Annotated in this window: 20 protein-coding genes; 16 read left to right on the top strand and 4 right to left on the bottom strand. The window is 60.2% G+C overall.

Going from position 1 to position 21,192, the window contains the following annotated elements:
• Positions 1-192 precede the first annotated feature (192 nt).
• Both AAY81_RS09400 and AAY81_RS09395 read right to left on the bottom strand, forming a co-directional pair.
• Positions 193-777, bottom strand: coding sequence for a TetR/AcrR family transcriptional regulator (locus AAY81_RS09400; protein WP_066664384.1), 585 nt, complete (start codon positions 775-777; stop codon positions 193-195).
• Between the two features lie 44 nt (positions 778-821).
• Complete coding sequence (locus AAY81_RS09395; RefSeq protein ID WP_240480583.1) at positions 822-1,553, bottom strand: hypothetical protein; 732 nt, start codon at positions 1,551-1,553, stop codon at positions 822-824.
• A 250-nt stretch (positions 1,554-1,803) separates the two neighbouring features.
• On the opposite strand from AAY81_RS09395, the gene AAY81_RS09390 reads away from it, so the two are divergent.
• The 13 genes from AAY81_RS09390 to AAY81_RS09330 all read left to right on the top strand — a co-directional run bounded on the left by AAY81_RS09390 (position 1,804) and on the right by AAY81_RS09330 (position 13,810).
• Complete coding sequence (locus AAY81_RS09390; RefSeq protein ID WP_169815814.1) at positions 1,804-2,634, top strand: DUF364 domain-containing protein; 831 nt, start codon at positions 1,804-1,806, stop codon at positions 2,632-2,634.
• A gap of 73 nt (positions 2,635-2,707) precedes the next feature.
• Entirely contained in the window at positions 2,708-3,583 is an 876-nt protein-coding gene (locus tag AAY81_RS09385; protein ID WP_066664379.1) for a DMT family transporter, read from the top strand.
• 113 nt (positions 3,584-3,696) lie between these two features.
• Positions 3,697-4,479 (top strand): MerR family transcriptional regulator, encoded by a 783-nt coding sequence (locus tag AAY81_RS09380; RefSeq protein WP_066664367.1) that lies wholly within the window; start codon positions 3,697-3,699, stop codon positions 4,477-4,479.
• Between the two features lie 156 nt (positions 4,480-4,635).
• Positions 4,636-6,270 carry an FAD-dependent oxidoreductase gene (locus AAY81_RS09375; protein WP_066664360.1) on the top strand — a complete coding sequence of 545 codons (1,635 nt, stop codon included), beginning with the start codon at positions 4,636-4,638 and terminating at the stop codon, positions 6,268-6,270.
• Between the two features lie 356 nt (positions 6,271-6,626).
• Positions 6,627-7,028: a Fur family transcriptional regulator gene (locus AAY81_RS09370; RefSeq protein WP_066664358.1), complete on the top strand. Its 402-nt coding sequence runs from the start codon at positions 6,627-6,629 to the stop codon at positions 7,026-7,028.
• A complete protein-coding gene (locus AAY81_RS09365) occupies positions 7,028-7,384 on the top strand; it encodes a hypothetical protein (RefSeq protein ID WP_066664355.1) in 357 nt (118 codons plus the stop codon). Before AAY81_RS09370 ends, AAY81_RS09365 begins: the two co-directional genes overlap by 1 nt.
• 85 nt (positions 7,385-7,469) lie before the next feature.
• On the top strand, positions 7,470-8,471 hold the full coding sequence (locus AAY81_RS09360) for a metal ABC transporter substrate-binding protein (RefSeq protein WP_066665223.1): 1,002 nt from the start codon (positions 7,470-7,472) through the stop codon (positions 8,469-8,471).
• Positions 8,472-8,480: 9 nt separating this feature from the next.
• Complete coding sequence (locus AAY81_RS09355; protein ID WP_066664353.1) at positions 8,481-9,158, top strand: metal ABC transporter ATP-binding protein; 678 nt, start codon at positions 8,481-8,483, stop codon at positions 9,156-9,158.
• Positions 9,158-9,994, top strand: coding sequence for a metal ABC transporter permease (locus AAY81_RS09350; protein WP_240480582.1), 837 nt, complete (start codon positions 9,158-9,160; stop codon positions 9,992-9,994). Before AAY81_RS09355 ends, AAY81_RS09350 begins: the two co-directional genes overlap by 1 nt.
• A 201-nt stretch (positions 9,995-10,195) precedes the next feature.
• Positions 10,196-11,329, top strand: coding sequence for an ABC transporter substrate-binding protein (locus AAY81_RS09345; protein ID WP_066664349.1), 1,134 nt, complete (start codon positions 10,196-10,198; stop codon positions 11,327-11,329).
• A gap of 23 nt (positions 11,330-11,352) precedes the next feature.
• The gene (locus tag AAY81_RS09340; RefSeq protein ID WP_066664348.1) at positions 11,353-12,450 is read left to right on the top strand and encodes a FecCD family ABC transporter permease; all 1,098 of its coding nucleotides are present in this window, start codon (positions 11,353-11,355) and stop codon (positions 12,448-12,450) included.
• Positions 12,450-13,202 (top strand): ABC transporter ATP-binding protein, encoded by a 753-nt coding sequence (locus tag AAY81_RS09335; RefSeq protein WP_066664346.1) that lies wholly within the window; start codon positions 12,450-12,452, stop codon positions 13,200-13,202. Before AAY81_RS09340 ends, AAY81_RS09335 begins: the two co-directional genes overlap by 1 nt.
• 11 nt (positions 13,203-13,213) lie before the next feature.
• Positions 13,214-13,810: a class I SAM-dependent methyltransferase gene (locus AAY81_RS09330; protein ID WP_066664344.1), complete on the top strand. Its 597-nt coding sequence runs from the start codon at positions 13,214-13,216 to the stop codon at positions 13,808-13,810.
• Positions 13,811-13,870: 60 nt separating this feature from the next.
• On the opposite strand, the gene AAY81_RS09325 is transcribed toward AAY81_RS09330, so the two are convergent.
• Together AAY81_RS09325 and AAY81_RS09320 are read right to left on the bottom strand one after the other, a co-directional pair.
• Positions 13,871-14,584, bottom strand: a complete 714-nt coding sequence (locus AAY81_RS09325; RefSeq protein WP_066664342.1) for a cytochrome c3 family protein — start codon at positions 14,582-14,584, stop codon at positions 13,871-13,873.
• Positions 14,585-14,614: 30 nt separating this feature from the next.
• Positions 14,615-16,096 (bottom strand): ammonia-forming cytochrome c nitrite reductase subunit c552, encoded by a 1,482-nt coding sequence (locus AAY81_RS09320; RefSeq protein ID WP_066664340.1) that lies wholly within the window; start codon positions 16,094-16,096, stop codon positions 14,615-14,617.
• A 205-nt stretch (positions 16,097-16,301) separates the two neighbouring features.
• Between AAY81_RS09320 and pdxR the strand changes: the two genes are divergently transcribed.
• From pdxR to AAY81_RS09305, 3 genes are all read left to right on the top strand, one after another.
• Positions 16,302-17,723 carry a MocR-like pyridoxine biosynthesis transcription factor PdxR gene (gene pdxR / locus AAY81_RS09315; RefSeq protein WP_066664337.1) on the top strand — a complete coding sequence of 474 codons (1,422 nt, stop codon included), beginning with the start codon at positions 16,302-16,304 and terminating at the stop codon, positions 17,721-17,723.
• Between the two features lie 161 nt (positions 17,724-17,884).
• The gene (gene hcp / locus AAY81_RS09310) at positions 17,885-19,468 is read left to right on the top strand and encodes a hydroxylamine reductase (protein WP_177168488.1); all 1,584 of its coding nucleotides are present in this window, start codon (positions 17,885-17,887) and stop codon (positions 19,466-19,468) included.
• A gap of 383 nt (positions 19,469-19,851) precedes the next feature.
• Entirely contained in the window at positions 19,852-21,084 is a 1,233-nt protein-coding gene (locus AAY81_RS09305) for an MFS transporter (protein WP_066664335.1), read from the top strand.
• The last annotated feature ends 108 nt before the right edge of the window (positions 21,085-21,192 follow it).

Genomic DNA, 21,192 nt, shown 5'->3' with positions numbered 1-21,192 from the left:
GGGTTCACAAACTGCCGGATGGAATGAAAGCGCGCATGCCCTATGCGGGATTAGCGATGGAGAAAACCCGCCTGGCATGCTGTTAAGCAGAGGCCAGGCGGGTTTGCTTGTGGCTGTCATATAGCTCTTGCGCGATTGGCAATGGCCTGGATGGCGCTTGTTGAAAGGTGGGATGAAAGGGTCGGCTTCCGGCTACCCCGTAAATGCGGCTGAGCGGTGCGGGTCGGCTACGTGCAACAGTGTAGCGGTACGCTGCGTGATTTCCTGGCAGGAAAGCTGCGGATGGTCCATGAGCCAATGGCGCACGATGCCGAACAGGCCCGACACTACGAAGTGGAAGAGGAACTCCACGTCGGCGGACGAAAGCTTCGGATTCGCCGCCTCCCATGCCGCGTGATAGCGAGCAAAGAGGTCTTCCAGTACGCGATCCACGAAATTGCCCTCGCCACGGTTCGCGAACGCTGCCTTCACGAGCACGCGGTTATGGTCCACAAATGCCACGAGCTCGGGCGTGAGCGTAGTGATGTCCGCCGGCTTGCCGTCCAGCAGGTCCTTGTAGTCTTCGAATAGATCGTTCTGCATGGCCAAGAGCAGGGCGAACTGGTCGGAATAGTACTTGTAGAACGTTTTGCGGGAAACACCTGCTCGCTCGCATACCTCGATGACGGTGATGTCATTCACGGGCTTTTCCGCTAGAAACTGCAGGAACGAATCATATAGGCAGTCCTTCGTATAGCGAAGCCGCGAGTCTCGAGGATGGCGTTCGATAGCGGGCATGGGCTCTCCTTCTACAGATGTAACCTAATACCCATTATAGTGCGTTACTTGCGTTTGCGCTGCAAAACGCCATAAAACTTGAGAGCGGCATAGACAATTCCGAGAGTGGCATAGAGGCATCCGGTTATGACGTATGTGGCAAAGTCTTCCGAGGTGGGGCCCACGTAGAGGGCGTGTGCGACGGCAAGGAGCATGCCCTGTGCAACCAGCAGGGCCATGAAAGGATATGCCAGGCGTTGCACCTTTTTCCAGGTTGTGCCCTTCATGCGGCGACGAACGCGCTTGAACGAGGTGATCCACGGCACCAGGAAGCAAATGAGCAGCGGCACGCCCACGAACGAGGTTGCGGCCAGCATGTACGGGGCGGCGTCTCCCCAGATGTTGCTCCATACGGGCATGAACGAAACGGGCACCATGAATATCACGCGTGCGGAATGCGCCAGGATGATGAAGCCCGCCAAGATGGAAAGCTCGCTGCGAATGGAGAGCAGTTTGCGCGTGACCTCCCATTTTCGGGGAAGGGCGCCCGCGAACATCACGAGCAGGTAGAACGCTACGCCCGTGTAGGCGCTCGCCATGATGCGCACCACTGTGGCGTCCTTTACGGCGGGAACGAACGTAAGCGCCGAAGCTGCGATGAACGCTGCGTAAAACGGCAGCGGCTGCTTGTGCAGCGGCTTGGCGCAGAGCAGCGCGAAGGCCGTGGCGACCACAAGTGCCTGTACGATATTCGGCACGATGGTGGGCATGAAGGGGAAGAGTGGGTTGAGCGACATGGGTGTGTCCTGTTCTGGTGGTATGTGTAGGCAGTTTCTTTTGCGTTCGCGCGCATGGTACCGCTGCCTGGGCGGGCTGTCCGTTGGCGTTACAACGAAAGCGGCAATTTGCCAGGCGCTTTGCTTTCCGCGCGGTGCTCTGCGCCGTAATTCGGCCCACTACATAGTTTCTAGTTGAAAATAGACTCCATCAAGAATAGACTTCATCGGCAGAGTTTCAAGGATGCACGTAGTAGACGGGAGAGCGAGCATGGGTAAGTGCGAAGATGGGCACAGAATACCGGGTTGGAAGGAAATGCAGCAGCTGCCTGCACAGTGGGAGTTGTATAAGCGCCTGGTGGAGGGCGTGCCCGAGGGGATTGCAGTGAAGGATGTGCTGGTGGGCAACCATTGGGCATACGTTGAAGCGGAGAGCGGATGCGGTATGGCCATGGTTGTGCATGGCGGGCGCGGGCTATACGGGCTGTACCCCAAAGCTCGCTGCATGGAGCTGCGCGACCTTGCGGCGCAGTGCGTCAGCTGGAACTTTCTGGAGGCGAGCGTGGGCGTTGCCGCGCTGAACGCCTGGTATTCCACGCCTGAAAACGCAGCCGCTGCGGGCATGAAGATCGAGGAGAAGGGCAGCAACGACGGGTTCGACCTGTATCGTTCCCTCTGTGCAGGTAAGCGCGTGACCGTAGTGGGCCACTTCCCGCTTATTGAGCGCCTGGCGGATGAATGTGAGCTTACGGTGCTCGAGCGCAATCCTCATGGCGACGACGTCCCCGACCCTGGTTGCGAATACATCATTCCCCATCAGGACGTTACGTTCATGACGGGCATTACCCTCACCAACAAGACGATGCCGCGCCTGTTGCAGCTGTCTCGCGAATCGGGTGGCAGCGCCATTCTTGTGGGGCCCAGCGTGGTTCCGGCTCCCGTGCTCTACGAGTACGGCGTCGACTGCATGGCCGGTTCGATCATCGTCGATCCCGAGCGTGCAAAGGCGGCCGTAATGCAGGCGGCTACCTCGGGAATCTTCAAGCATGGTGTGCAGAAGATGCGCGTTGAGAGGCCCGGCTGGCTGGAATCGCTGAAGTAGCGCCGTCTTTTCGGCAAGGGCTGCTATCATCGGGTAATAACCTGCGTGATTCCGACCGATAAGGCTGTTCTTCATGAAGTACAAGTTGCTCCTCGTTATGGTGACCGTTGTATGGGGCAGCTCGTTCGTGATCATGAAGGACCTGGTGGACGATGTGAACCCCGCCTGGTTGCTGGCGGTGCGCTTCGCCTTGGCCGCGGTGGCCCTTGCCCTGCTTTCCCTGAAGCACCGCAAGCTGTTCTTCCAGCGCGAGTACGTGAAGTACGGCATCATCATCGGCCTGCCGCTGTTCGTGGGCTACTTGCTGCAAACCATCGGGCTCACCGACACCACGCCCGGCAAGAACGCATTCCTCACGGCGTCGTATTGCGTCATGATTCCGTTTCTGAATTGGGCGGCCCTGTACAGGAAGCCCAATCGATTCCACGTGGTCGCGGCCTTCATGTGCTTGTTTGGCATTGGCCTCATCAGCCTGAACGAGGGCTTTAGCGTGAGCTTTGGCGATGCCTTCTCTCTATCCTGTGCTTTCTTCTACGCCCTGCAGCTGATTTTCATGGTGAAGTTTGGGCACGATCGCAATCCGGCCGTGCTCACGATATGGCAACTGGTCGTTATCTCGGTGGGAAGCGCGTTGGTGGCCTTGGTAACGGGCGCTCCTCTCGACTTCTCCATGCTCGGCGGCGAAGCCTGGCTGGCGCTTGTCTACTTGGCCGTGGTCGTTACCGCCTTGGCGATCCTCTTCCAAAACGTGGGCATTGCCAACGTGGAACCCGCGACGGCGGGCCTGCTCCTTTCGCTGGAATCGGTGTTTGGCGTGGCGTTCAGCATCGCTCTGGGCTACGAGGCCCTTACGCCGCGCGTTCTGGTGGGCTTCCTCGTGGTATTCGCTGCGATCGTCGTGTCGGAATACGTTCCCCAGGCGTTGGCCCGCAAGCGCACCTTGCGTTAGGGCGCATCCGTCGCGTTCTGCGCGCTGACCGCGTTTGCCGCCGGTTTGGCTGGTGCGTGCGCATGGCTTTCCCTTATCCCGAACTCGGGTACAATCGCGGGGGAGGGATGCGTATGAAATTCAAGATAGGGACGGTGGCGAAGCTCACGGGCTTTTCGCCGAGCGGTGTGCGCTACCTGGAAAGTCGCGGCGTGGCGGTGCCTTCGGGCGGCCGCGAGGGCACGTACCGCATGTATACCATGGACGACGTGGCGCGCCTGCTCGAATGCCGTAATTATCGCGAGTGCGGGTTCGACATCGAAGATACGGCCGAGCTGTTTCACGCCGATGATGTCGCCGATGTTTCGGAAAGCCTTAAGTCGCGCGCGGAAGGCATGCGCGACCAGATTCGGCACTTGGAAAATCTCGAGGCATTCCTGGAAAGTCGCGCGAAGGACCTTGATGCCATCGGGGCTGGCAAGCCGCCTGTGGTAACGACTTCGCCTTCGCTGTACTGGGCCCCCTTGTGGATGCCCGACGAGAAGGGCGCGGCGGCACCCATTCCCAGCGGCAACGACGGCTTCGACATTCCCTTCGCCGACTCCAGCTTCATTCTGGAAGGCGGGGTAGAGGGGCTCTCGAACGTGCGCGTGGGGTACGCCATCATGCGTCGCTTTACCACGCGTGTGCCTGACAATCCCGATGCGCGTTTTGTGCCCGCTTCGAAGGCGGTGAAGTCAATCGTGCGCATTGGCAAGGACTTTCAGCCCAATGCCGACGACCTTGCGCGCGTGGCGTCGTTCATCCGGGAAAACGGCCTGCTGCCCAAGGGCGATGCGCACACGCAGCGGCTCTGCTCCATCCACGTTCCGCATGAGGTGCGTTACGACGTGCTATGGCAGCCCGTAAGCGAGTAGCAAAACTCTACAGCTGCTGAAGAGTTTGCGCGCGTTTTCCCTGCGCGCGCATCGGCGCATTCCCAGATAATCCCCGCTTGACTTTGCAGTGGCTGCAGCATCGATGATGCTCCCGGCGGACCGAAAGGGAGGTCCGAATCAATGGGAGGATTCAATATGACTACTATCGATGTAAGCAGGCGTTCGTTTATCAAGGGAGGCCTGGCCGGCGCAATGGGCATCGTGGCTGCCGGTTCTCTGGCCGCGTGTGCGGGCTCTGGTTCCAAGAAGGAGTCCAGCGCCGATTCCACCAAGGAGCAGATTACGGTCGAGGAAACCCGCGAAGCCGATGTCGTGGTTGTCGGCCTGGGCGCTTCGGGCCTGATGGCGGCTCTGGCTGCGGCCGATAAGGGCGCTAACGTCATCGCCATCGATTCGGCTCAGAACTTCGAGGGCACCACGAACACCCACACCACCGGCGCGTGGATGATCGGCAGCAAGGAGCAGCTGAAGCATGCCGATTATCTGACCGAGCAGGAAGCGTTCGAGTGGATCGAGCCCGGCACGCATTACCAGAGCAACGGCAAGGTGCTGCGCAACATCATTCGTTCCAGCGCTCAGGCCGCGAACTACCTCATCGACGGCGGCGTTCAGCTCATGTACGCCTTCGAGGGCTCCACGAAGGATACGCCCATGCTTTCCCGCGGTGGCCACATCTACCTGGAAGAGGGCGAGGGCCGCGCGAACAACTTCCGCGATATGTGCGCTCAGCGCTCCAACCTGGAGACCATCTTCAACTGCAAGGCTCAGCAGCTGGTCACGGACGATTCCGGTAACGTAACGGGCATTATCTGCAAGAATGGCAAGACGGAAACGCAGATCAACGCCAAGGCCGTCATCATGTGCTCGGGTGGCTTCCTGGCCAACCCCGATATGATTAAGGAACTGTTCGCGGGCGCCGTGCTCGTGAACCAGGGCATGGGGCAGAACGACGGCTCGGGCATCAAGATGTGCCAGGAAGCGGGCGCGCAGATTGGCAAGAACTTCTCGGTTTCCATCAACGAGATGGGCGCCGCAAACCTGAAGGCCTCGCCTGCCTATTCCTGGGCGCCTGGTCGCGGCACGAATCCGTGCTTCTACCTGCCGCTGTTTGGCAATATTCTGGTGGACAAGCGTGGCGAGCGCTTCATGAACGAACAGCAGATGTGCGAGCTCACGATGTTCTCGGGCGAGCCTCTGCTGCGCGACCCGTATTACTACACCATTGTCGACCAGGCATATGTCGACCGCGTAAAGTCGAGCCCCGTGTTCGACTTCCTCACGGCGGGCACGAAGCAGAATATGGGCCCAGCACTGCTCATGGGCTTCCAGGACGTAACGCTGTCCGATTTCGACAAGAGCATCGACGAGGCCATCAGCCAGGGTTGGGCTGCGAAGGCCGACAGCATCGAGGAGCTTGCGAAGAAGTTCGACCTTACCGACCTGCCCGAAACCATCAAGGCATATAACGATGCGTGCTCCAAGGGCTATGACGACGAGTTCTTCCTGCCTGCTGACTACATGCATGCCATCAATCAGGGGCCGTACTACGTGTTCGAGTACAACCCCGGCGCATGGGTTACGCTGGGCGGCATCAAGACCGATGGCTTCTGCCGTGCGGTGAATGCCGACAACGACGTCATTAAGGGTCTGTATGTGGCTGGCGTTGACGGCGACTTCTGGAGCGTCCCGTATTTCCAGGGCGGTTCCTGCAATGGCTTCTCCCTGGCCAGCGGCGTACTCGCCGGCAACACGGCCAGCGCCGACATCTAGCATACGAGCGGCCACGCGCCATTCCCCTCCCGGCGCGATAGGCATTTTGGACCCCGCATGTCTGCAGCATGCGGGGTCTTTTCTGTGGCCAGTTTTTCCGGAAAAACTGGCCCTTACGCAGTGGCGTGCTTACATAACCCCACTTCGCGCTATGCTTGCGGGCGAATGCTCGCCTCGCGCTTCTTCTCGAAGCCCATTTCTCCGGAAAAACGTGCTCGCCCTGCGCCTGCTTGCCCGTTGTCGCGCATGCAATATGTGCGCTTTGTCGTCCCGAAAAAAGCAAGTTGCCCGCAGAAACCTCTTGCGCTACGATTTGAAAATGAAATTCAATTTCAATTTAGATCGAATGGAAGGCCATGGCCGAGGCGCAACGCAAATACAAGACCAAGCAAGGCGAGGCGGTGTCCGCGTATTTGGCGGAACGTCCCGATAGCTACCTGAGCGTTGACGAAGTGTGGTCGGCGCTTGTTGCGGCGGGTGGTCGCGTGGGCCGATCCACGGTGTACCGCAAGCTGGAATCCATGGCATCCGAGGGCTTGGCCCTGAAGGCAACCGCGCCTGGTGGGGAAGCGCGCTACCGCATAGCCAGTAGTTCCGCTACGGGCCAGCTCGTATGCCTTGCGTGCGGTCGTGCCTTCGCGCTCGATTGCCACATGGTCGAGGAGTTTTCCGACCATGTGCTCTCGCATCATGGTTTTCGCATCGATCCCGCGCGTACCGTGCTGTATGGCCTGTGCGAATCGTGTCGGGGCGTCTAATGCAGCAGGTCGCATTGTTGTTCATGGGTGGCGCGCGTGGTCGTCGTCCTCGCGTTGCCGCGCTGTTGGCGCTGCTAGCGCTTTTTGCCGCTGCGGTAGGCGAGTTGCTTGAGGGGCACGAATGTACGGGTGATGGGTGCGTACTGTGCCTGATCGCCGCATGCGCCCATGTGCTGCTGGCGGTGTGCGCGGGCTTCGCCTTGGCGCAAACCGTTCTTGGGTTCGTGTTCAATCCGCCGCGTCTGGGGCTTTCCGTCCCCGTCATCACGCGTGCGCTTTCCTCCTTCGTCCATCGCACGCCCCTTGCGCGCACTGCGGAAACTCCCGTGAGCAGCGGCGTTTGCCTGCGCATCTAGGAATCATCCCCGAGCGCGCAATGCGCTCGCTTGCGAAAAGGGAAGACTGCAAGGCGGCTTGGGCCGCGAAGGGATGAATGACATCATGAAGAATATGCTACGTGCCGTCTTGGTGGCGGCAGTGCTGTGCGTCGGGCTGCTTGCCGGATGCGCGAATGCCAACCAGGCCGCATCGGCCGATGCCCAGGAGCACAAGATTAAGGTCGTGTGCGCGACGTTTCCTGCGTACGATTGGGTAACGCAAGTGGCGGGCGACCGTATCGACGATTTCGAGATTACCTACCTGATGGATAGTGGCGTTGACCTGCATAGCTATCAGCCGAGCGTGCAGGATATCGCGAAGATTTCCGACGCCGACCTGTTCGTGTACGTGGGTGGCGAATCCGACGGCTGGGCCGAGGACGCCGTGAAGGCTGCCTCGAACAGCAGCTTGCGTACCGTGAACATGATGGAGGTGCTGGGCGATAGCGCCGTGGAAGAGGAAGTCGTCGAGGGCATGCAGGCTGAAGAGGAAGAAGCCGAAGCCTCTGTGGAGGGCGAGGAAGAGCCCGAGTACGACGAGCATGTGTGGTTGTCCCTGAAGAATGCGCAGGAGCTGGTAGACGCCATTGCGGTCCAGCTTGCCGATGCCGACTCCAGTCACGCCAGCGAGTATTCCGCGAACGCCGCTGCGTATAAGGCCAAGCTTGCCGAACTAGATGGGAAGTACGAGAGCGCGGTGCATGCTGCGGCGGAGAAGACGGTTGTGTTCGCTGATCGCTTCCCGTTCCGTTATCTCGTTGACGACTACAACCTGGGGTACTACGCCGCATTCGTGGGTTGCTCTGCGGAAACGGAGGCCAGCTTCGAGACCATTGCCTTCCTGGCTCAGAAAGTAGATGAGCTGGGGCTTTCCAACGTACTTGTCATTGAGAACTCGGATGAAGCCATCGCGAAAACGGTTATCGCCAATACGCAGGCCAAGAACCAGGGCATCTTGGTGATGGATTCGCTGCAGTCGGTAACGGCGGGCGATATTGCCTCGGGCAAGACCTACCTGGGCGCCATGGAGGGGAACCTGGCTTCCCTGACGGCCGCGTTGTCCTAAGGAGCGCAGATGAGCTACCTCGCATGCAAGGGCCTTTCGGTGGGATACGCCGGCAACCTCGTGGTATCGGGCATCGACTTTGCCGTGAACGCAGGCGACGCGCTGTTCGTCGTGGGCGAAAACGGTGCAGGCAAAACCACGTTGTTGAAGACCGTCCTTGGCCTGCTGCCGCCGCTTGCGGGCGACATGTCGCTGTGCGGGGGAGCGCCCGCATGCGAGGTGGGCTATCTGCCGCAAAAGGGTGAGTCCCAGGAGGATTTTCCGGCGTCCGCATGGGAGATCGTTCTCTCGGGGCGCGCTTCTCGTCTGGGCTTTCGTCCGTTTTACGGACGCGAAGACCGTGCGGTTGCGCAAGCGGCGCTTCAACGTGTGGGCGCCCTGGAGCTAAAGGGCGAACCCTTTGGGTCCCTTTCGGGTGGCCAGCAGCAGCGCGTGCTGTTGGCGCGTGCTCTGGCTTCTGAAGCCAGCTTGTTGGTGCTTGACGAGCCCACGACGGGGCTTGACCCCGCAGCGGCGGAATCGCTCTATGCGACGATCGATGACCTGCGCAATAACGGCACGGGTATCTTGTGCGTTACGCACGACCTGGGTGCGGCGCTGCCCCATGCGACGCATGTGCTCGAAGTGCGCGACGGCTCGGCACGCTACATGGCCGCCGACGCATGGAAGCGAGGCGAGCGCGCGTAGTGGGTCCCCTGGAAGTTCTCTCAACGTACCTATCCTATCCGTTCGTGGTGAACGCGCTGGTCGTAGGCGCACTTGTGGCGCTTTGCTCGTCGCTCCTGGGAACGACGCTCGTGATGAAGCGCCTTTCCTACATTGGGGATGGTCTCTCGCATGTTGCGTTCGGTGCCTATGCCGTGGCTTCGGTTGCGGGCATAACGCGCAACATGCTCGTCATCGCCCCCGTTACCGTGCTGGCGGCGGTTGTCCTTCTGCGGCGTGGCCGTACGGCCAAGGTGAAGGGCGACGCTGCCATCTCGATGATGGCAGTTGCGGCCCTGGCCTTCGGCTATCTTGTCATGAACGTGTTCGGCGCACGCTCGAACATCGCGGGTGACGTGTGCTCCACGCTGTTCGGGTCCACTTCGATTCTCACGCTTACCAGCCTCGACGTTAGGTTGTGCGCCGTTATGTCCATTGCCGTGGTGGGCGGGTTCGCGTTGCTGTACAACCGCATTTTCGCGGTGACGTTCGACGAGACGTTTGCCCGCGCGTGCGGCATGCCCGTGGGGCGCTACAACATGGTGATCGCCATCATGATCGCGCTCGTGATCGTGGTGGGCATGAACCTGGTGGGCGCTCTCATGCTTTCCGCCCTCGTGGTGTTTCCGGCGCTTTCCGCCATGCGCATAGCGGGCACATTCCGCAACGTCACGATCATCTCGGCCTGCATTGGCTCGCTTTGCGCCGTGGTGGGCATGGTGGCGTCCATTTTGGCTGGCACGCCCGTGGGGCCTACCATCGTCCTGCTCGACGTGGTCGCCTTCGCTCTATGCAGTGTGATTCGCCTGTTCAAATAGCTATCTGCCTTGCGTGGCGCAGGACGCGTCCTCGCAGGAGCCCTGCCCTGCATGCTGCGCGGCAGGGCAGTGCGGGGTTGCGTACGCGCCATCTTTTGCCATTCGCCGCCGAATTATTTCGATTGTCGCGTCTTCTGAATGTGGGTGGTGCTATGATGCCCATGTTACATATCTAGAATCCGTAACATGGGAGGAAAGAGTATGAGAAAGCATTTGAAGGTGGCGGTGGCCCTCGCTTTCGCGGCCTGCCTGGCCGTCTTTGCGTTGGCGGGGTGCTCCACGTCGAACGGGACGTCTGGCTCGTCGAGCAATTCTTCCGCAACGACGGATAGTGCCACGAAGACGGTCGTCGATGCGTATGGCCGCAGCGTGGAAGTGCCTGCGAATGCCCAGACCGCTGCGACGGTTGGCAGCGGCGCGCGCTTCGTGGTGTACGCCGGCGCCCAGGACAAGCTGATCGCGGTCACGGAAATGGAAACCGACCCCGCTATGAACCGTCCGTACGCCATCGTGTACAAGGATCTGTTCGCCAATTTGCCCGCTACCAGCAATGGCAATCACCTTATGGAAACGAACGTGAACGAGGAGCAGCTCATGGAGCTGAACCCCGACGTCATCATCTCCAGCCGCAGCGCCGAGGAATGCGATGCCCTGCAGGAAGCCACGGGCATTCCTGTCATTGGCATTAGCTATCAGAACCAGCTGTTCACCGAGAACGTGTATAAGTCCATTACCTGCGTAGCCCAGGCTCTGGGCACGGAAGACCATGCTGCCGAGGTGGTGGCGAAGCTGAAGGAATGGGACGCCGACCTTACGAGCCGCACGGCTAACATCCCCAACGACCAGAAGCCCACCGTATACGTGGGCGCGGTGAACTACAAGGGCGCGAAGAGCTTCACGGGCACCTATGCCAACTATGCTCCGCTGGTAGAGCTGAATGCCATCAACGTGGCTGACTCTACGGGGCAGGATGGCGCCGTGGATGTGGACCTGGAGCAGATTGCCAACTGGGATCCCGACTACATGTTCCTGAATGCCGGCAACATGGATCTCATGAAGGAAGACTACGCCAACAACCAGGCGTTGTTCGATAGCCTGAAGGCGTTCCAGAACGGCAATCTCTACACGCAGCCATTCTTCAACTTCAACGGCACGAATATTGACACGGGCATCTGCGATACCTACTTCATCGGTGCTACTATTTATCCCGACGCTTTTGCCGACGTGGACTTGGAGGCCAAGTACTCCGAGATCTACACGACGCTGCTGGGCGCCGACTTCTATCAGACGATGAAAGAGAACAAGATGGGATTCAAGAGCCTGTCGTTCTCGTAGCGAAGGTTGCTAGCACGTAGGTTATGGAAGAGGAGAAGCTTACCAATACGGGGCTTGCCGCTCGAACCGAAGCAACGCGAGGCGTTTACGCGGGGTACATCCGGCGTAAGCGCCTCGTCATGGTTCTGCTTGCGGTTGTGGTGCTGGCCATTGCCACCCTTTCCATGGGCATGGGCTCGCTGGGCCTATCTCCTTCGGAAGTGGTGATGGCGGTATTCGGGCAGGGCTCCACGCGTGCCGTCGCCGCAGTTCAGAACCTACGTCTGCCGCGCGTGCTCACGGCTATCGTGGCGGGCATCGCCCTGTCGCTTGCGGGGTGCGCCTACCAAAGCGTGCTGCGCAATCCGCTGGCTTCGGCAAGCACGCTGGGCATTTCCCAGGGCGCGGCATTCGGCGCGTCCGTGGCCATCATTTTGCTTGCGGGTGGCGCTTCGTCTTCCGCCGCTTACGAGGGCGTTTCCACGGCCGAGCCGATTAGCACCGCCCTTTGCGCCTTTGCGGGTGCCATGCTTTCCACGGTGGTCATCCTGCTGCTTTCGCGCGTGCGAGAGATGACGCCCGAAAGCATCGTGCTCCTTGGCGTGGCCCTTTCGGCGGCATTCACCGCGGGTACCACGCTGATCCAGTACTTTGCGGAAGATTCCCAGGTGGCGGCAGTGGTTTTCTGGACCTTCGGCGACCTGAGCCGAGTGAGCAAGAGCCAGCTTGCCATCATGGCGGGCGTCACGGCCGTGAGTGCCGTGTTCTTCTTCCTGGAGCGCTGGAAGCTCAACGCCATGGAATCGGGCGAGGTACTAGCCCATGGCCTGGGCGTTTCGGTGAATCGCGTGCGCTTGGCGAATATGCTCTTCGCCAGCGCGGCGGCATCCACGGTTATCGCGTTCTGCGGCATCATCAACTTTGTTGGCTTGGTGGCCCCGCATATCATGCGTCGTCTGCTGGGTTCCGACTATCGATTCTTGTTGCCGGCTTCCGCCCTTGCGGGTGCGGGCTTGCTGCTCGTTTCCGACATTCTGTGTCACGTGGTGGTGGCGCCGCTCATTTTGCCCATTTCGGCGATCACGTCGTTCGTGGGTGCGCCCATCTTTATCTACCTGCTGTTCAAGGGGGTCAATCGCTAATGCTCGAGGCGCGTGACCTCCATTTTTCGTATCGCCCCGACAGGCCTTTGCTGCAGGGCATTTCCATCGACATTGTACCTGGTTCGTTCCTGGCGATTTTGGGCGTGAATGGATGCGGCAAGTCCACGTTGCTTTCCTGTCTTTCCGCCATGCGCAAGCCCGATAGCGGGGATGTGCTGCTTGATGGTGCGCCCATCGCCACGGTGAAGCGAATCGAGCGTGCACGCAAGATTGCGCTGGTCGCGCAGCATAGCCATGCGAATAGGCTCACGGTGTACGATGCGGTGCTTTTGGGGCGCCATCCACGTATGTCGGGCGCGCCTTCCATCGAAGACTACGACGTGGTCGACGACGTGCTTGCACGTTTGGAACTTTCCGATTATGCGCTGCGCTACACCGACGAGCTTTCGGGTGGCGAGTACCAGAAGATGGCGCTGGCCCGCGCGTTCGTGCAGCAGGCGGAAACGCTGCTGCTCGACGAGCCCACGAATAACCTGGACCCCGCGAATCAGCAGGAGGTCATGCAGGCCACGCGTGACGAGGTGGATGGTCGCGGCATTGCGGCTGCCGCCGTTATGCATGATATCAATCTGTCGTTGCGCTATTGCGATCGGTTCCTCTTTTTGAAGGACGGCAAGGTGGATGCGCTAGGCGGGCGCGAGGTCGTTACGCCCGAGCGCATGAAGAGCGTGTATGGCATGGATTGCGACGTTATCGATTACGGCGGAAGGCCCGTGGTCATTCCGCGTTAAGGAGCTTGGGCATGGATATCGTAGACAATATTGCGACCTACTTCGACGATCGAGCCGAATCGTGGGACAAGATGGAGCACACCACGAGGAGTCGTGTGCAGGGTGCCGTCCTGTCGCTCGTTGGCATCGGGCAGGGCAGTCGCGTGCTCGACGTCGCCTGCGGCACGGGCGTGATGACGCCGCATTACGTGCAGGCGGGCGTATCTTCGGTGCTGGGCGTGGACCTTTCCGAGAAGATGATTGCCGTTGCGCGCAGGAAATTTGCCGACGAGCCCACGGTGTCGTTTCTTGCGGGCGATGTGAACGAGCTTCCCGAGGGCGACCCGTTCGACGCGGTGGTCATCTACAATGCCTACCCGCATTTCATGGACAAGGATGCCCTGGTGGAGAAGACGTACAAGCTGCTCAAGCCAGGTGGGCGCTTCGTCGTGGCGCATGGGAGCGGCAAGGACGTCATTAATGCGCATCACGATGCAGTTGCCGCGGGCGTGAGCATGGGCTTGCGGTCCGCTGCCGAGGAAAGCGCCATTTGGGCGAAGCGATTCACGCTGGAATCGCAGGTCGATACGCCAGGCTTCTACGCGTTTTCGGGCGTGAAGGAAGCATAGTCCACGGGGTGAAAAAGATGGGGTCCCTCGGGACCCCATCTTGTGATTCTGCGGCGAATCTTATCCGTTGAACGCCTGCTCGAGGATTTGCTTCGATTCGCTGTACGTGACCCAGCCGGAAGGCAGGTCCACGTTTTCGTGTTCGTGGCAACCCGTGCAAACTACGGTGGATGCGCGATGCCCCTTGTGACAATCGGTGCATTCCAGCGAGAGGTTCTCGTGGTATTGCTGGTGCGGGTTGAACGAGCGGCTCTGCGTGGAGGCTTCCAGCTTGTCGTACGACACTTCGCCGTTGTCTCCCAGCAGGTAGACGTGGCAGTTCTGGTTTGCGCAGAAGCTTTCCTGCGTCTTGCCGTCCCACTTTTGCAGGGCCTGGGCCGAACGCTCGTCGCGGGGGATGGTGTAGTTGCCGGACACGAAGCTTACGCCGTCGTGTGCAAGTTCCGCCACGTTGGGCTTGTGGCAATCGACGCATACGATCTGCGACTTGGCAGTTGCCTGCGTATGGTTGTGCAGAACGGCCATCATGGCGTTGGTGTCTGATACGGTATTGCCGTACTTGTCGGTGCCCTGAACTCCCTGCTCCTGGGAGAAGTTCTGCACGTAGGTGTTCTCGATGTGGCACAGGGTCGAGCAGAAGCTGGGTTGCTCGTGCCACACCATCATCCCCACGCCCACGGCTACGAGCACGACCACGATGACGCCCAGGATGATGAGCTTCTTGCTGCGCTTCTTTGCCGGCTGCGTTTCGTTTGTCATGTTCTCTTCGTTCATGATGCGCTCCCTTCTAGCAAGATGAAGCGCTTACGCGACCGAGGACATGCCGAGCAGGGCGTCACCCTCGTCGAGGATCTGATTGCCCAGGTCGAGCGTGTGGCGGTAGTACGTGGGGTTGTGGGCGCCCTCGCTGTTTTCCGCCGCGGCCAGGTTCCAGTAGTAGCAGGACTCGCGCTGAATCTGCTGCAGGCGTGCCAGCGTATCGGCGTCGATGCCGTTGGATGCTGCGAATGCCTCGTCGAGCTTCAGTACCTTCTGGCCTGGGTTTGCTTCGTCATCCTGTTCGGTGGCTACCTTGCTTTCGAAGTTCTTGATGAACTTCTCGCAGCGCTCGCCGAGCGTGGTGGTTGCCGGGTCGATTTCGTTCTGCCAGGCGCGCACTTCGGCCTTGATATCGGCATGGCACGTGCTGCAGTCACGGTCGATGAGCTCCTGGTTATCCAGTGGGCTGGTCCACTCGTGGTCGGCGTACACCGTGCCATCCTCGGCCTTGGTGGTGGCCATGTGGCAGTCGTTACAGTCGTAGCCGAGCTGGGCCATGTGCGAACCCTGCGGCAGGATCTCGTTGTCGCCGCCGTAGATGAACTCGTATTCCGCGTGGCGGATGGCGAGCATCTTGGCTCCGGTGGACGCGTACGTCCAATCGACGTAGTTGTGGTCGTTGTACCACTTGATGGCCTTTTCGGGCACCATGTCGGAACGGCCGTTGTCGTACGGGCTCGTGGGAATGCTGGTACCGGGCGCCATGGAGTAGTCGCAGTGGCACTGGCCGCAGACCTGGCCTTCCAGGGAGGCAACCTGGTAATCGGCGCCCATGGAACGCACCCATTCAGCGCGGTCGACTTCCAGATAGACCTTGCCGTCCTTCATGGGCGTGTTGCCGTGGCAACTTGCGCAGCTGATGTTCTCGTCCAGCTGGCCAATAATGTCATTGAAGGGCTGGGAGTGCACCTGTTCGCCCTCTTGGTCTACCAGGTTGGAGTACTGCGGGCTCTTGCAGGTGATGCAAGCCGCCTTGGTCTTCGCGCCATTTCCCACGCGGCCGTTGTGGGCAACGGTCCAGAGCGAGAATACGTGGCTGGCGGGTTCGGTGTAGTACTTGGCGTAGCCGTAGCCCTTGCCGAGCGTCTTGATCTCGGGGTTAGTTTCCAGGTAGTCCTGCTTGTTGGCGTCGGTGTATTCGTAGCCATCGGGCAGGGCCGAAGTGGTGTCTTCGCTAGAGGTGTAGCCTTCGGCGCAGTAGCTGCCTTCCAGGTAGTCTTCCGCGGGAGGCGTGTTCGTGGCGTTGGCCAGGTACGAATCGTATTCGTACGGGTAGGCATTTGCCCACTGGTCCGCCTTCACGACGCCGAACTGGTCGGGCGTTGGCGTTTCCGAAGATTGTTGCACGTTGGGTGTCGGATTTCCGACTGGGTTCGTCGTTGCCCTGGGCGCGCATGCTGCAGTGCCGGCGACAACGGCGACAACTGCAAGCGTGCCCATGGTAACGGCAAGCTTCTTGCTTAACATAGCCCCTCCTATATCCCTTTTTGCGTGAACGGCGCAATCGCACATAGGCCGTCACCTTCTCAAATCTAAGCGTACGAGCAACCTTTCAAAAGGTGAATGCACACTTCAGCACTGGTTTTTGGGGACACTTCGTGAGTTGGTGTACAGTTATTTCCAACTAGGCGGCGCGTGGGGCACATGCGCAAGGTAGGGGACGGAGGGGTGGATGCAGCTTGTAGATAAGTGCAGTACGGAACCGTTTTACCAGCAGATATACCGTAAAATCGCCAGCGATATCGAAGGTGGGACCCTTGCGGAGGGCACTCGTCTTCCTTCCATTCGCGCATGCGCGAAGGATTTGGATGTTTCCGTTACAACAATCGAAATTGCCTATCGCGAGTTGGTTGCTGAGGGCTACGTGGAAGCGCGGCAGGGAAGCGGCCATGTGGTGTGCCGCGTGCGCGATTCTTCGGACGCGAGGCTGCAACGGAGCGAGGGCTATCGCCAGGCCTTGGAGCGGCTGCATGCCCATACGCACGAGCCCAAGCGCACGTGGCGTTTCGATTTCGCGTACGACGCCATCGACCCGAGTGTCTTTCCCCTGGCTGCGTGGGCCCGTACCTCGCGCGACGTGTTCTTCGGCGAAAGTTCCGGCCGTTCTTTCTTCTATGATGATTCGCAAGGGCTGCGCCAGCTGCGCACGGAAATTGCCGCGCATGTGAACGAGGAACTGGGGCTCGATTGGAACCCCGACCAGGTGCTCATCATGCCCACCACGCGAGATCTGCTCAACGAGATTCTCATGCTGTTCGATGCGTCGAGCACGGTGGTGGGGTTGGAAAACCCTGGCTACGACGAGGCGTATGCAGCCTTCGCGCGCGTAGGGTTTCGTACGCGCGCCATTCCCGTGTACCCAACGCCCACGCCTCAGGAATACCTGCAGTCGGTCGACGGCCTGGATATCGTGTTCGCCACACCGTCGTGCCAGTTCCCCACGAACATCGTGATGCCGCCTGACGTGCGCAAGGCGCTGGTGAAATGGGCTAACGATACGGGCGCGTACATCGTAGCCGATGAGTATGGCTGGGAGCTAAGCCCCGGCGTGGGGCGCGTTGTGCCCATGGCGGCAATCGACGATGCGGGTAGCGTGATCATGACGGGAACGTTTTCGAATTGCTTTTCGCCCGCGGTGTGCCTGAGCTATGCGTTGCTGCCGCCGGAGCTCATGCTGAAGTGGCGTGGGCGTTCGGCGCACTTGCATCCGCGTGTGCCCTGGCAAACGCAGGCGGCGATGGCGGCGTTCATGCGCGAGGGGCAGTGGAATTCGCACGTGCGAAAGATGCGTCAGGCGGTGCTCAAGAAGCGCGAGATCCTTCAGGAGTCGCTTCATGCGTGCATGGGCGATGCGGTCGAGGTCGTTATGGGCCGCCAGTTCGCGCTCGTTCGCACGAAGGATGCGCGTGGGGAAACCGAGCTTATCGAGGCGGCGGAACGGGAGGGCGTGCGCGTGTATCCCACCTCGCGCTACTGGGTGGGCTATCCCAATCCTGCCTGGGATTACGTGCTCGTGGGGTATGCGGGGCTCTCTGCCGATGAAATCGCTCCCGGCGTGGAAGCCCTGGCACGTGCCTGGGGTTTTGCCTCGTAGGCATCCCGAGCGTCTGTGCGAGTGCGGCTATTGCCGTTTTCCGTGCGTGAAATAATTTATGGCGGGTATGTTGTGCTTACAACATACCCGCTTTTCTTTTCTCGGTACGGTGGCTCTAGTTCGATTCGTACAACGCTCAGATGAGAGACGAGGAGCAAGGCATGGATAACCAGATGTTCTGTTTTCAATGCGAGCAGACGGCGGGATGCGAAGCGTGCACGGGGCATGCGGGCGTATGCGGTAAGCCGGTGGAGGTGGCGGTTGCCCAGGACGAGCTGACGGGCGCGCTCATTGGTCTTGCCGGCACCTGCAAGGCGGCGGGAGCGGCGAGCGAGAATGCGCTGCAGCTGATCGTGGATGGCCTGTTCGCGTGCGTGACCAACGTGAACTTCGACGAGGAATCGCTGAAGAGGCAGACCGCGCACGTGCGCGCTGAGAAGGCGGCGGTTGCCCAGAGTGCTGGCGTAGCCGAGCGTCCCGATTACGCAATGGGCCAAATCTGGAACGCCGACGAGGACATTCGCTCGCTGAAATCACTCGTGCTGTTCGGCGTGCGTGGCGCTGCGGCGTACGCGTACCATGCACGTGCGCTTGGCAAGCGCGACGGCGCAATCGATTCGTTCTTCGTGGATGCCCTGGCCCAGCTGGCCGAGCCCGGTTCCGTAGACGTGCTGTTTCCGCTGGCGCTGAAGGTGGGCGAAGTGAACCTGAGCTGCATGGCGCTGCTCGACGAGGCGAACACCAGCACGTTCGGCGTTCCCGCGCCTGCGAGCGTCACGATGGACGTGGAGTCTGGTCCGTTTATCGTGGTGACCGGCCATGATTTGCTCGACCTGAAGCTACTGCTCGAGCAGACGGAGGGCCGTGGCGTGAACGTGTACACGCATGGCGAGATGCTGCCCGCGCATGCCTATCCCGAGCTGAACAAGTACGAGCACTTGAAGGGCAACTTCGGCACGGCGTGGCAGAACCAGAAGAGGGAATTCGATGGCATCCCGGGCGCATTGCTGTATACCACGAACTGCCTGATGCCGCCGAAGGGCAGCTATTCCGACCGCGTATTCACCACGGGTACCGTGGCTTACCCCGACTGTCCCGTAATCGGCGAGGACAAGGATTTCACGCCCGTTATCGAGCGCGCTATTGAGCTGGGTGGATATGCCGAGCCTCAGCATTTTACGGGCGTCAATGGCGGATCCGTGCTCACCACGGGCTTCGCGCAGGGCACCGTGCTTTCGGTGGCCGATACGGTGATCGACACTGTGAAGCAGGGCGCTATCAAGCATTTCTTCCTGGTCGCGGGCTGCGATGGCGCGCGTTCGGGCCGTAGCTACTACACCGATTTCGTGAAGGCTACGCCCAGCGACACGGTGGTGCTTACGCTCGCCTGCGGTAAGTATCGCTTCAATGACCTGGACCTGGGTGCGATTGGCGGCCTGCCGCGCCTGATGGACATGGGCCAGTGCAACGATGCGTACAGCGCCATTCAGGTTGCCGTGGCGTTGGCCGAGGCCTTTGAGTGCGGCGTGAACGATCTGCCGCTTTCCATGGTGCTTTCCTGGTACGAGCAGAAGGCCGTGTGCATTCTGCTTACGCTGCTGTACCTGGGCATCAAGAACATCAAACTGGGGCCCACACTGCCCGCGTTTATCAGCCCGAACGTTTTGAACCTGCTGGTCGAAAACTACGGCATCGCCCCCATCACCACGCCCGAGGCCGACTTGGCCGAGCTGCTGGGGGACTAGGCGACAAGGGTGACAGAGGGACGGTTCTTCTGTCACCCAAGGTGGCGGTAGGTGACAGTAGGTGACAGAGGGACGGTTCTGCTGTCACCTCCCCGTTTTTAGTCCAGCAGTGGCAAAGCGTCGCCAAGCCGACGGAGTGACAGAAGAACCGTCCCCCTGTCACCCGGCCCGGATGCGAGAGCTTCCGGGCCTTCGTTTTCCCAAGGGAAATGCCCCTTCTTCTTCCAGTGGGTCCCGTTGAACGCGGCTCTCACGCACGCGGAAAAGTTAGGCTATACTAACTGCTTGTGAACAATACATATGCGAAACGATATCGATTCGTAAAGAGATGCGCACGTGGGATTCGAATCCGTGTGAAAGCGCAGGTAGCGAAGGGAAAACGTATGACGAAATCGATGCGCGACGGCGCAAGCTGGCTTTTGGTCTTCTGCATGGCATGCGTGATGTTGTGCGAAGGGTTCGACATTATCGTATACAGCAGTCTTATCCCCACGCTCATCGCCGATGGCGACATGGGCATTGACAGCGCTGCTGCTGGCCTGGTGGGAAGCATGACGTTTTTGGGCATGTTCGCCGGTGGGCTGTTTGCGGGCGTCGTGCAGCGGAGACTGGGCTATGTGCGCGCGATTGCCATTGGCGTCATGTGGTTCAGCGTGGCGATAGCGCTGTCTTCGTTTGCGGCGAATGCGTACATGTTGGGCGCCTTCCGCGCGCTTGCGGGTCTGGGCCTGGGGTGTGTGCTGCCCATCGCCATGTCCCTTGCGCGCGATCATTCGAGCAAGCGCATGGCTCCGCTCGTCATCAGCTTGGTCATGACGGGCATTCCCTTTGGCGGGCTTATGGCGGCCTTCGCCTGCTCGGCGCTACTTTCCCTGGTGGGGTGGCGCGCGCTCATGTTTTTGGCGGGGCTTATTGGCGTGCTGCCCATCTCGATCGTCGTCCCTGTTGCGTCGCGCGTGGTCGCGAAGCTGGAAGGGGTGCGGCCTAGCGCCGCGGTTTGTTCTTCGCAGCAAACGCTGCGTCAGCTGAGCGCGAAATCGAAGGCCCTTTTGGGCATGCTTTGCGCCATGACGTTTTTGTTCCTCATGGCGTATTACGGCATGAGCACCTGGCTTGCGCAGCTCATGCGCGTATTCAACTTACCGTTGGAGAATTCGCTGCAGATGATGGTGGTGCTGAACTTCGGCTGCGTTATGGGGTCACTGATCACGGCTTGGCTTGCTACGCGCATGAGCGTGAAGGTGGTTGCCATGGGCAGCGGGTTGCTTGCCTCGTTGTGCCTTATCGGCATAGCCATGCGCCCGAATAGCGGAGCGTTGCTGATGGCGTTTGTCTTCTTTGCGGGCGTGGGCGCCATTAGCGCGCAGAACCTCACGAACGCGCTGGTGTCGAATGCGTTTCCCGAAGAGCTGCGCCCCACTGCCTTGGGCATGTCGCTGGGTATTGGGCGCCTGGGTGCGGTGGTGTCGCCCGCGGTGGGCGGCCTGATCTTGCAGTTGGGGCTCGATGCTGGCTGGGTGCTGGTGATGCTTGCCGTGGCGGAAGTGGCTGGTGTGGGGCTGTTGTTGCCGTATGCGCCGTATCGCCGTGCCGAAACTGCGGAGGCAAGAGGGTGAGAGGGTGACAAGGGGACGGTTCTTCTGTCACCCCATTTGGCAGCTTAGTGACGTTTTGCCGCTGGCGGCCGGGAGCGGGGTGACAGCAGAACCGTCCCTCCGTCACCC

This window comes from Denitrobacterium detoxificans (genome assembly GCF_001643775.1).
In the GTDB taxonomy this organism is placed as follows: Bacteria; Actinomycetota; Coriobacteriia; order Coriobacteriales; family Eggerthellaceae; genus Denitrobacterium; species Denitrobacterium detoxificans.
This window is presented reverse-complemented; position numbering and strand designations above follow the sequence as displayed.

What these genes read in the sequence shown, in the direction of transcription:
- AAY81_RS09400 (WP_066664384.1), bottom strand. Translation starts at nt 777, where the DNA reads ATGCCCGCTATCGAACGCCATCCTCGAGACTCGCGGCTTCGCTATACG.
- AAY81_RS09395 (WP_240480583.1), bottom strand. Translation starts at nt 1,553, where the DNA reads ATGTCGCTCAACCCACTCTTCCCCTTCATGCCCACCATCGTGCCGAAT.
- AAY81_RS09390 (WP_169815814.1), top strand. Translation starts at nt 1,804, where the DNA reads ATGGGTAAGTGCGAAGATGGGCACAGAATACCGGGTTGGAAGGAAATG.
- AAY81_RS09385 (WP_066664379.1), top strand. Translation starts at nt 2,708, where the DNA reads ATGAAGTACAAGTTGCTCCTCGTTATGGTGACCGTTGTATGGGGCAGC.
- AAY81_RS09380 (WP_066664367.1), top strand. Translation starts at nt 3,697, where the DNA reads ATGAAATTCAAGATAGGGACGGTGGCGAAGCTCACGGGCTTTTCGCCG.
- AAY81_RS09375 (WP_066664360.1), top strand. Translation starts at nt 4,636, where the DNA reads ATGACTACTATCGATGTAAGCAGGCGTTCGTTTATCAAGGGAGGCCTG.
- AAY81_RS09370 (WP_066664358.1), top strand. Translation starts at nt 6,627, where the DNA reads ATGGCCGAGGCGCAACGCAAATACAAGACCAAGCAAGGCGAGGCGGTG.
- AAY81_RS09365 (WP_066664355.1), top strand. Translation starts at nt 7,028, where the DNA reads ATGCAGCAGGTCGCATTGTTGTTCATGGGTGGCGCGCGTGGTCGTCGT.
- AAY81_RS09360 (WP_066665223.1), top strand. Translation starts at nt 7,470, where the DNA reads ATGAAGAATATGCTACGTGCCGTCTTGGTGGCGGCAGTGCTGTGCGTC.
- AAY81_RS09355 (WP_066664353.1), top strand. Translation starts at nt 8,481, where the DNA reads ATGAGCTACCTCGCATGCAAGGGCCTTTCGGTGGGATACGCCGGCAAC.
- AAY81_RS09345 (WP_066664349.1), top strand. Translation starts at nt 10,196, where the DNA reads ATGAGAAAGCATTTGAAGGTGGCGGTGGCCCTCGCTTTCGCGGCCTGC.
- AAY81_RS09340 (WP_066664348.1), top strand. Translation starts at nt 11,353, where the DNA reads ATGGAAGAGGAGAAGCTTACCAATACGGGGCTTGCCGCTCGAACCGAA.
- AAY81_RS09335 (WP_066664346.1), top strand. Translation starts at nt 12,450, where the DNA reads ATGCTCGAGGCGCGTGACCTCCATTTTTCGTATCGCCCCGACAGGCCT.
- AAY81_RS09330 (WP_066664344.1), top strand. Translation starts at nt 13,214, where the DNA reads ATGGATATCGTAGACAATATTGCGACCTACTTCGACGATCGAGCCGAA.
- AAY81_RS09325 (WP_066664342.1), bottom strand. Translation starts at nt 14,584, where the DNA reads ATGAACGAAGAGAACATGACAAACGAAACGCAGCCGGCAAAGAAGCGC.
- AAY81_RS09320 (WP_066664340.1), bottom strand. Translation starts at nt 16,096, where the DNA reads ATGTTAAGCAAGAAGCTTGCCGTTACCATGGGCACGCTTGCAGTTGTC.
- pdxR (WP_066664337.1), top strand. Translation starts at nt 16,302, where the DNA reads ATGCAGCTTGTAGATAAGTGCAGTACGGAACCGTTTTACCAGCAGATA.
- hcp (WP_177168488.1), top strand. Translation starts at nt 17,885, where the DNA reads ATGGATAACCAGATGTTCTGTTTTCAATGCGAGCAGACGGCGGGATGC.
- AAY81_RS09305 (WP_066664335.1), top strand. Translation starts at nt 19,852, where the DNA reads ATGACGAAATCGATGCGCGACGGCGCAAGCTGGCTTTTGGTCTTCTGC.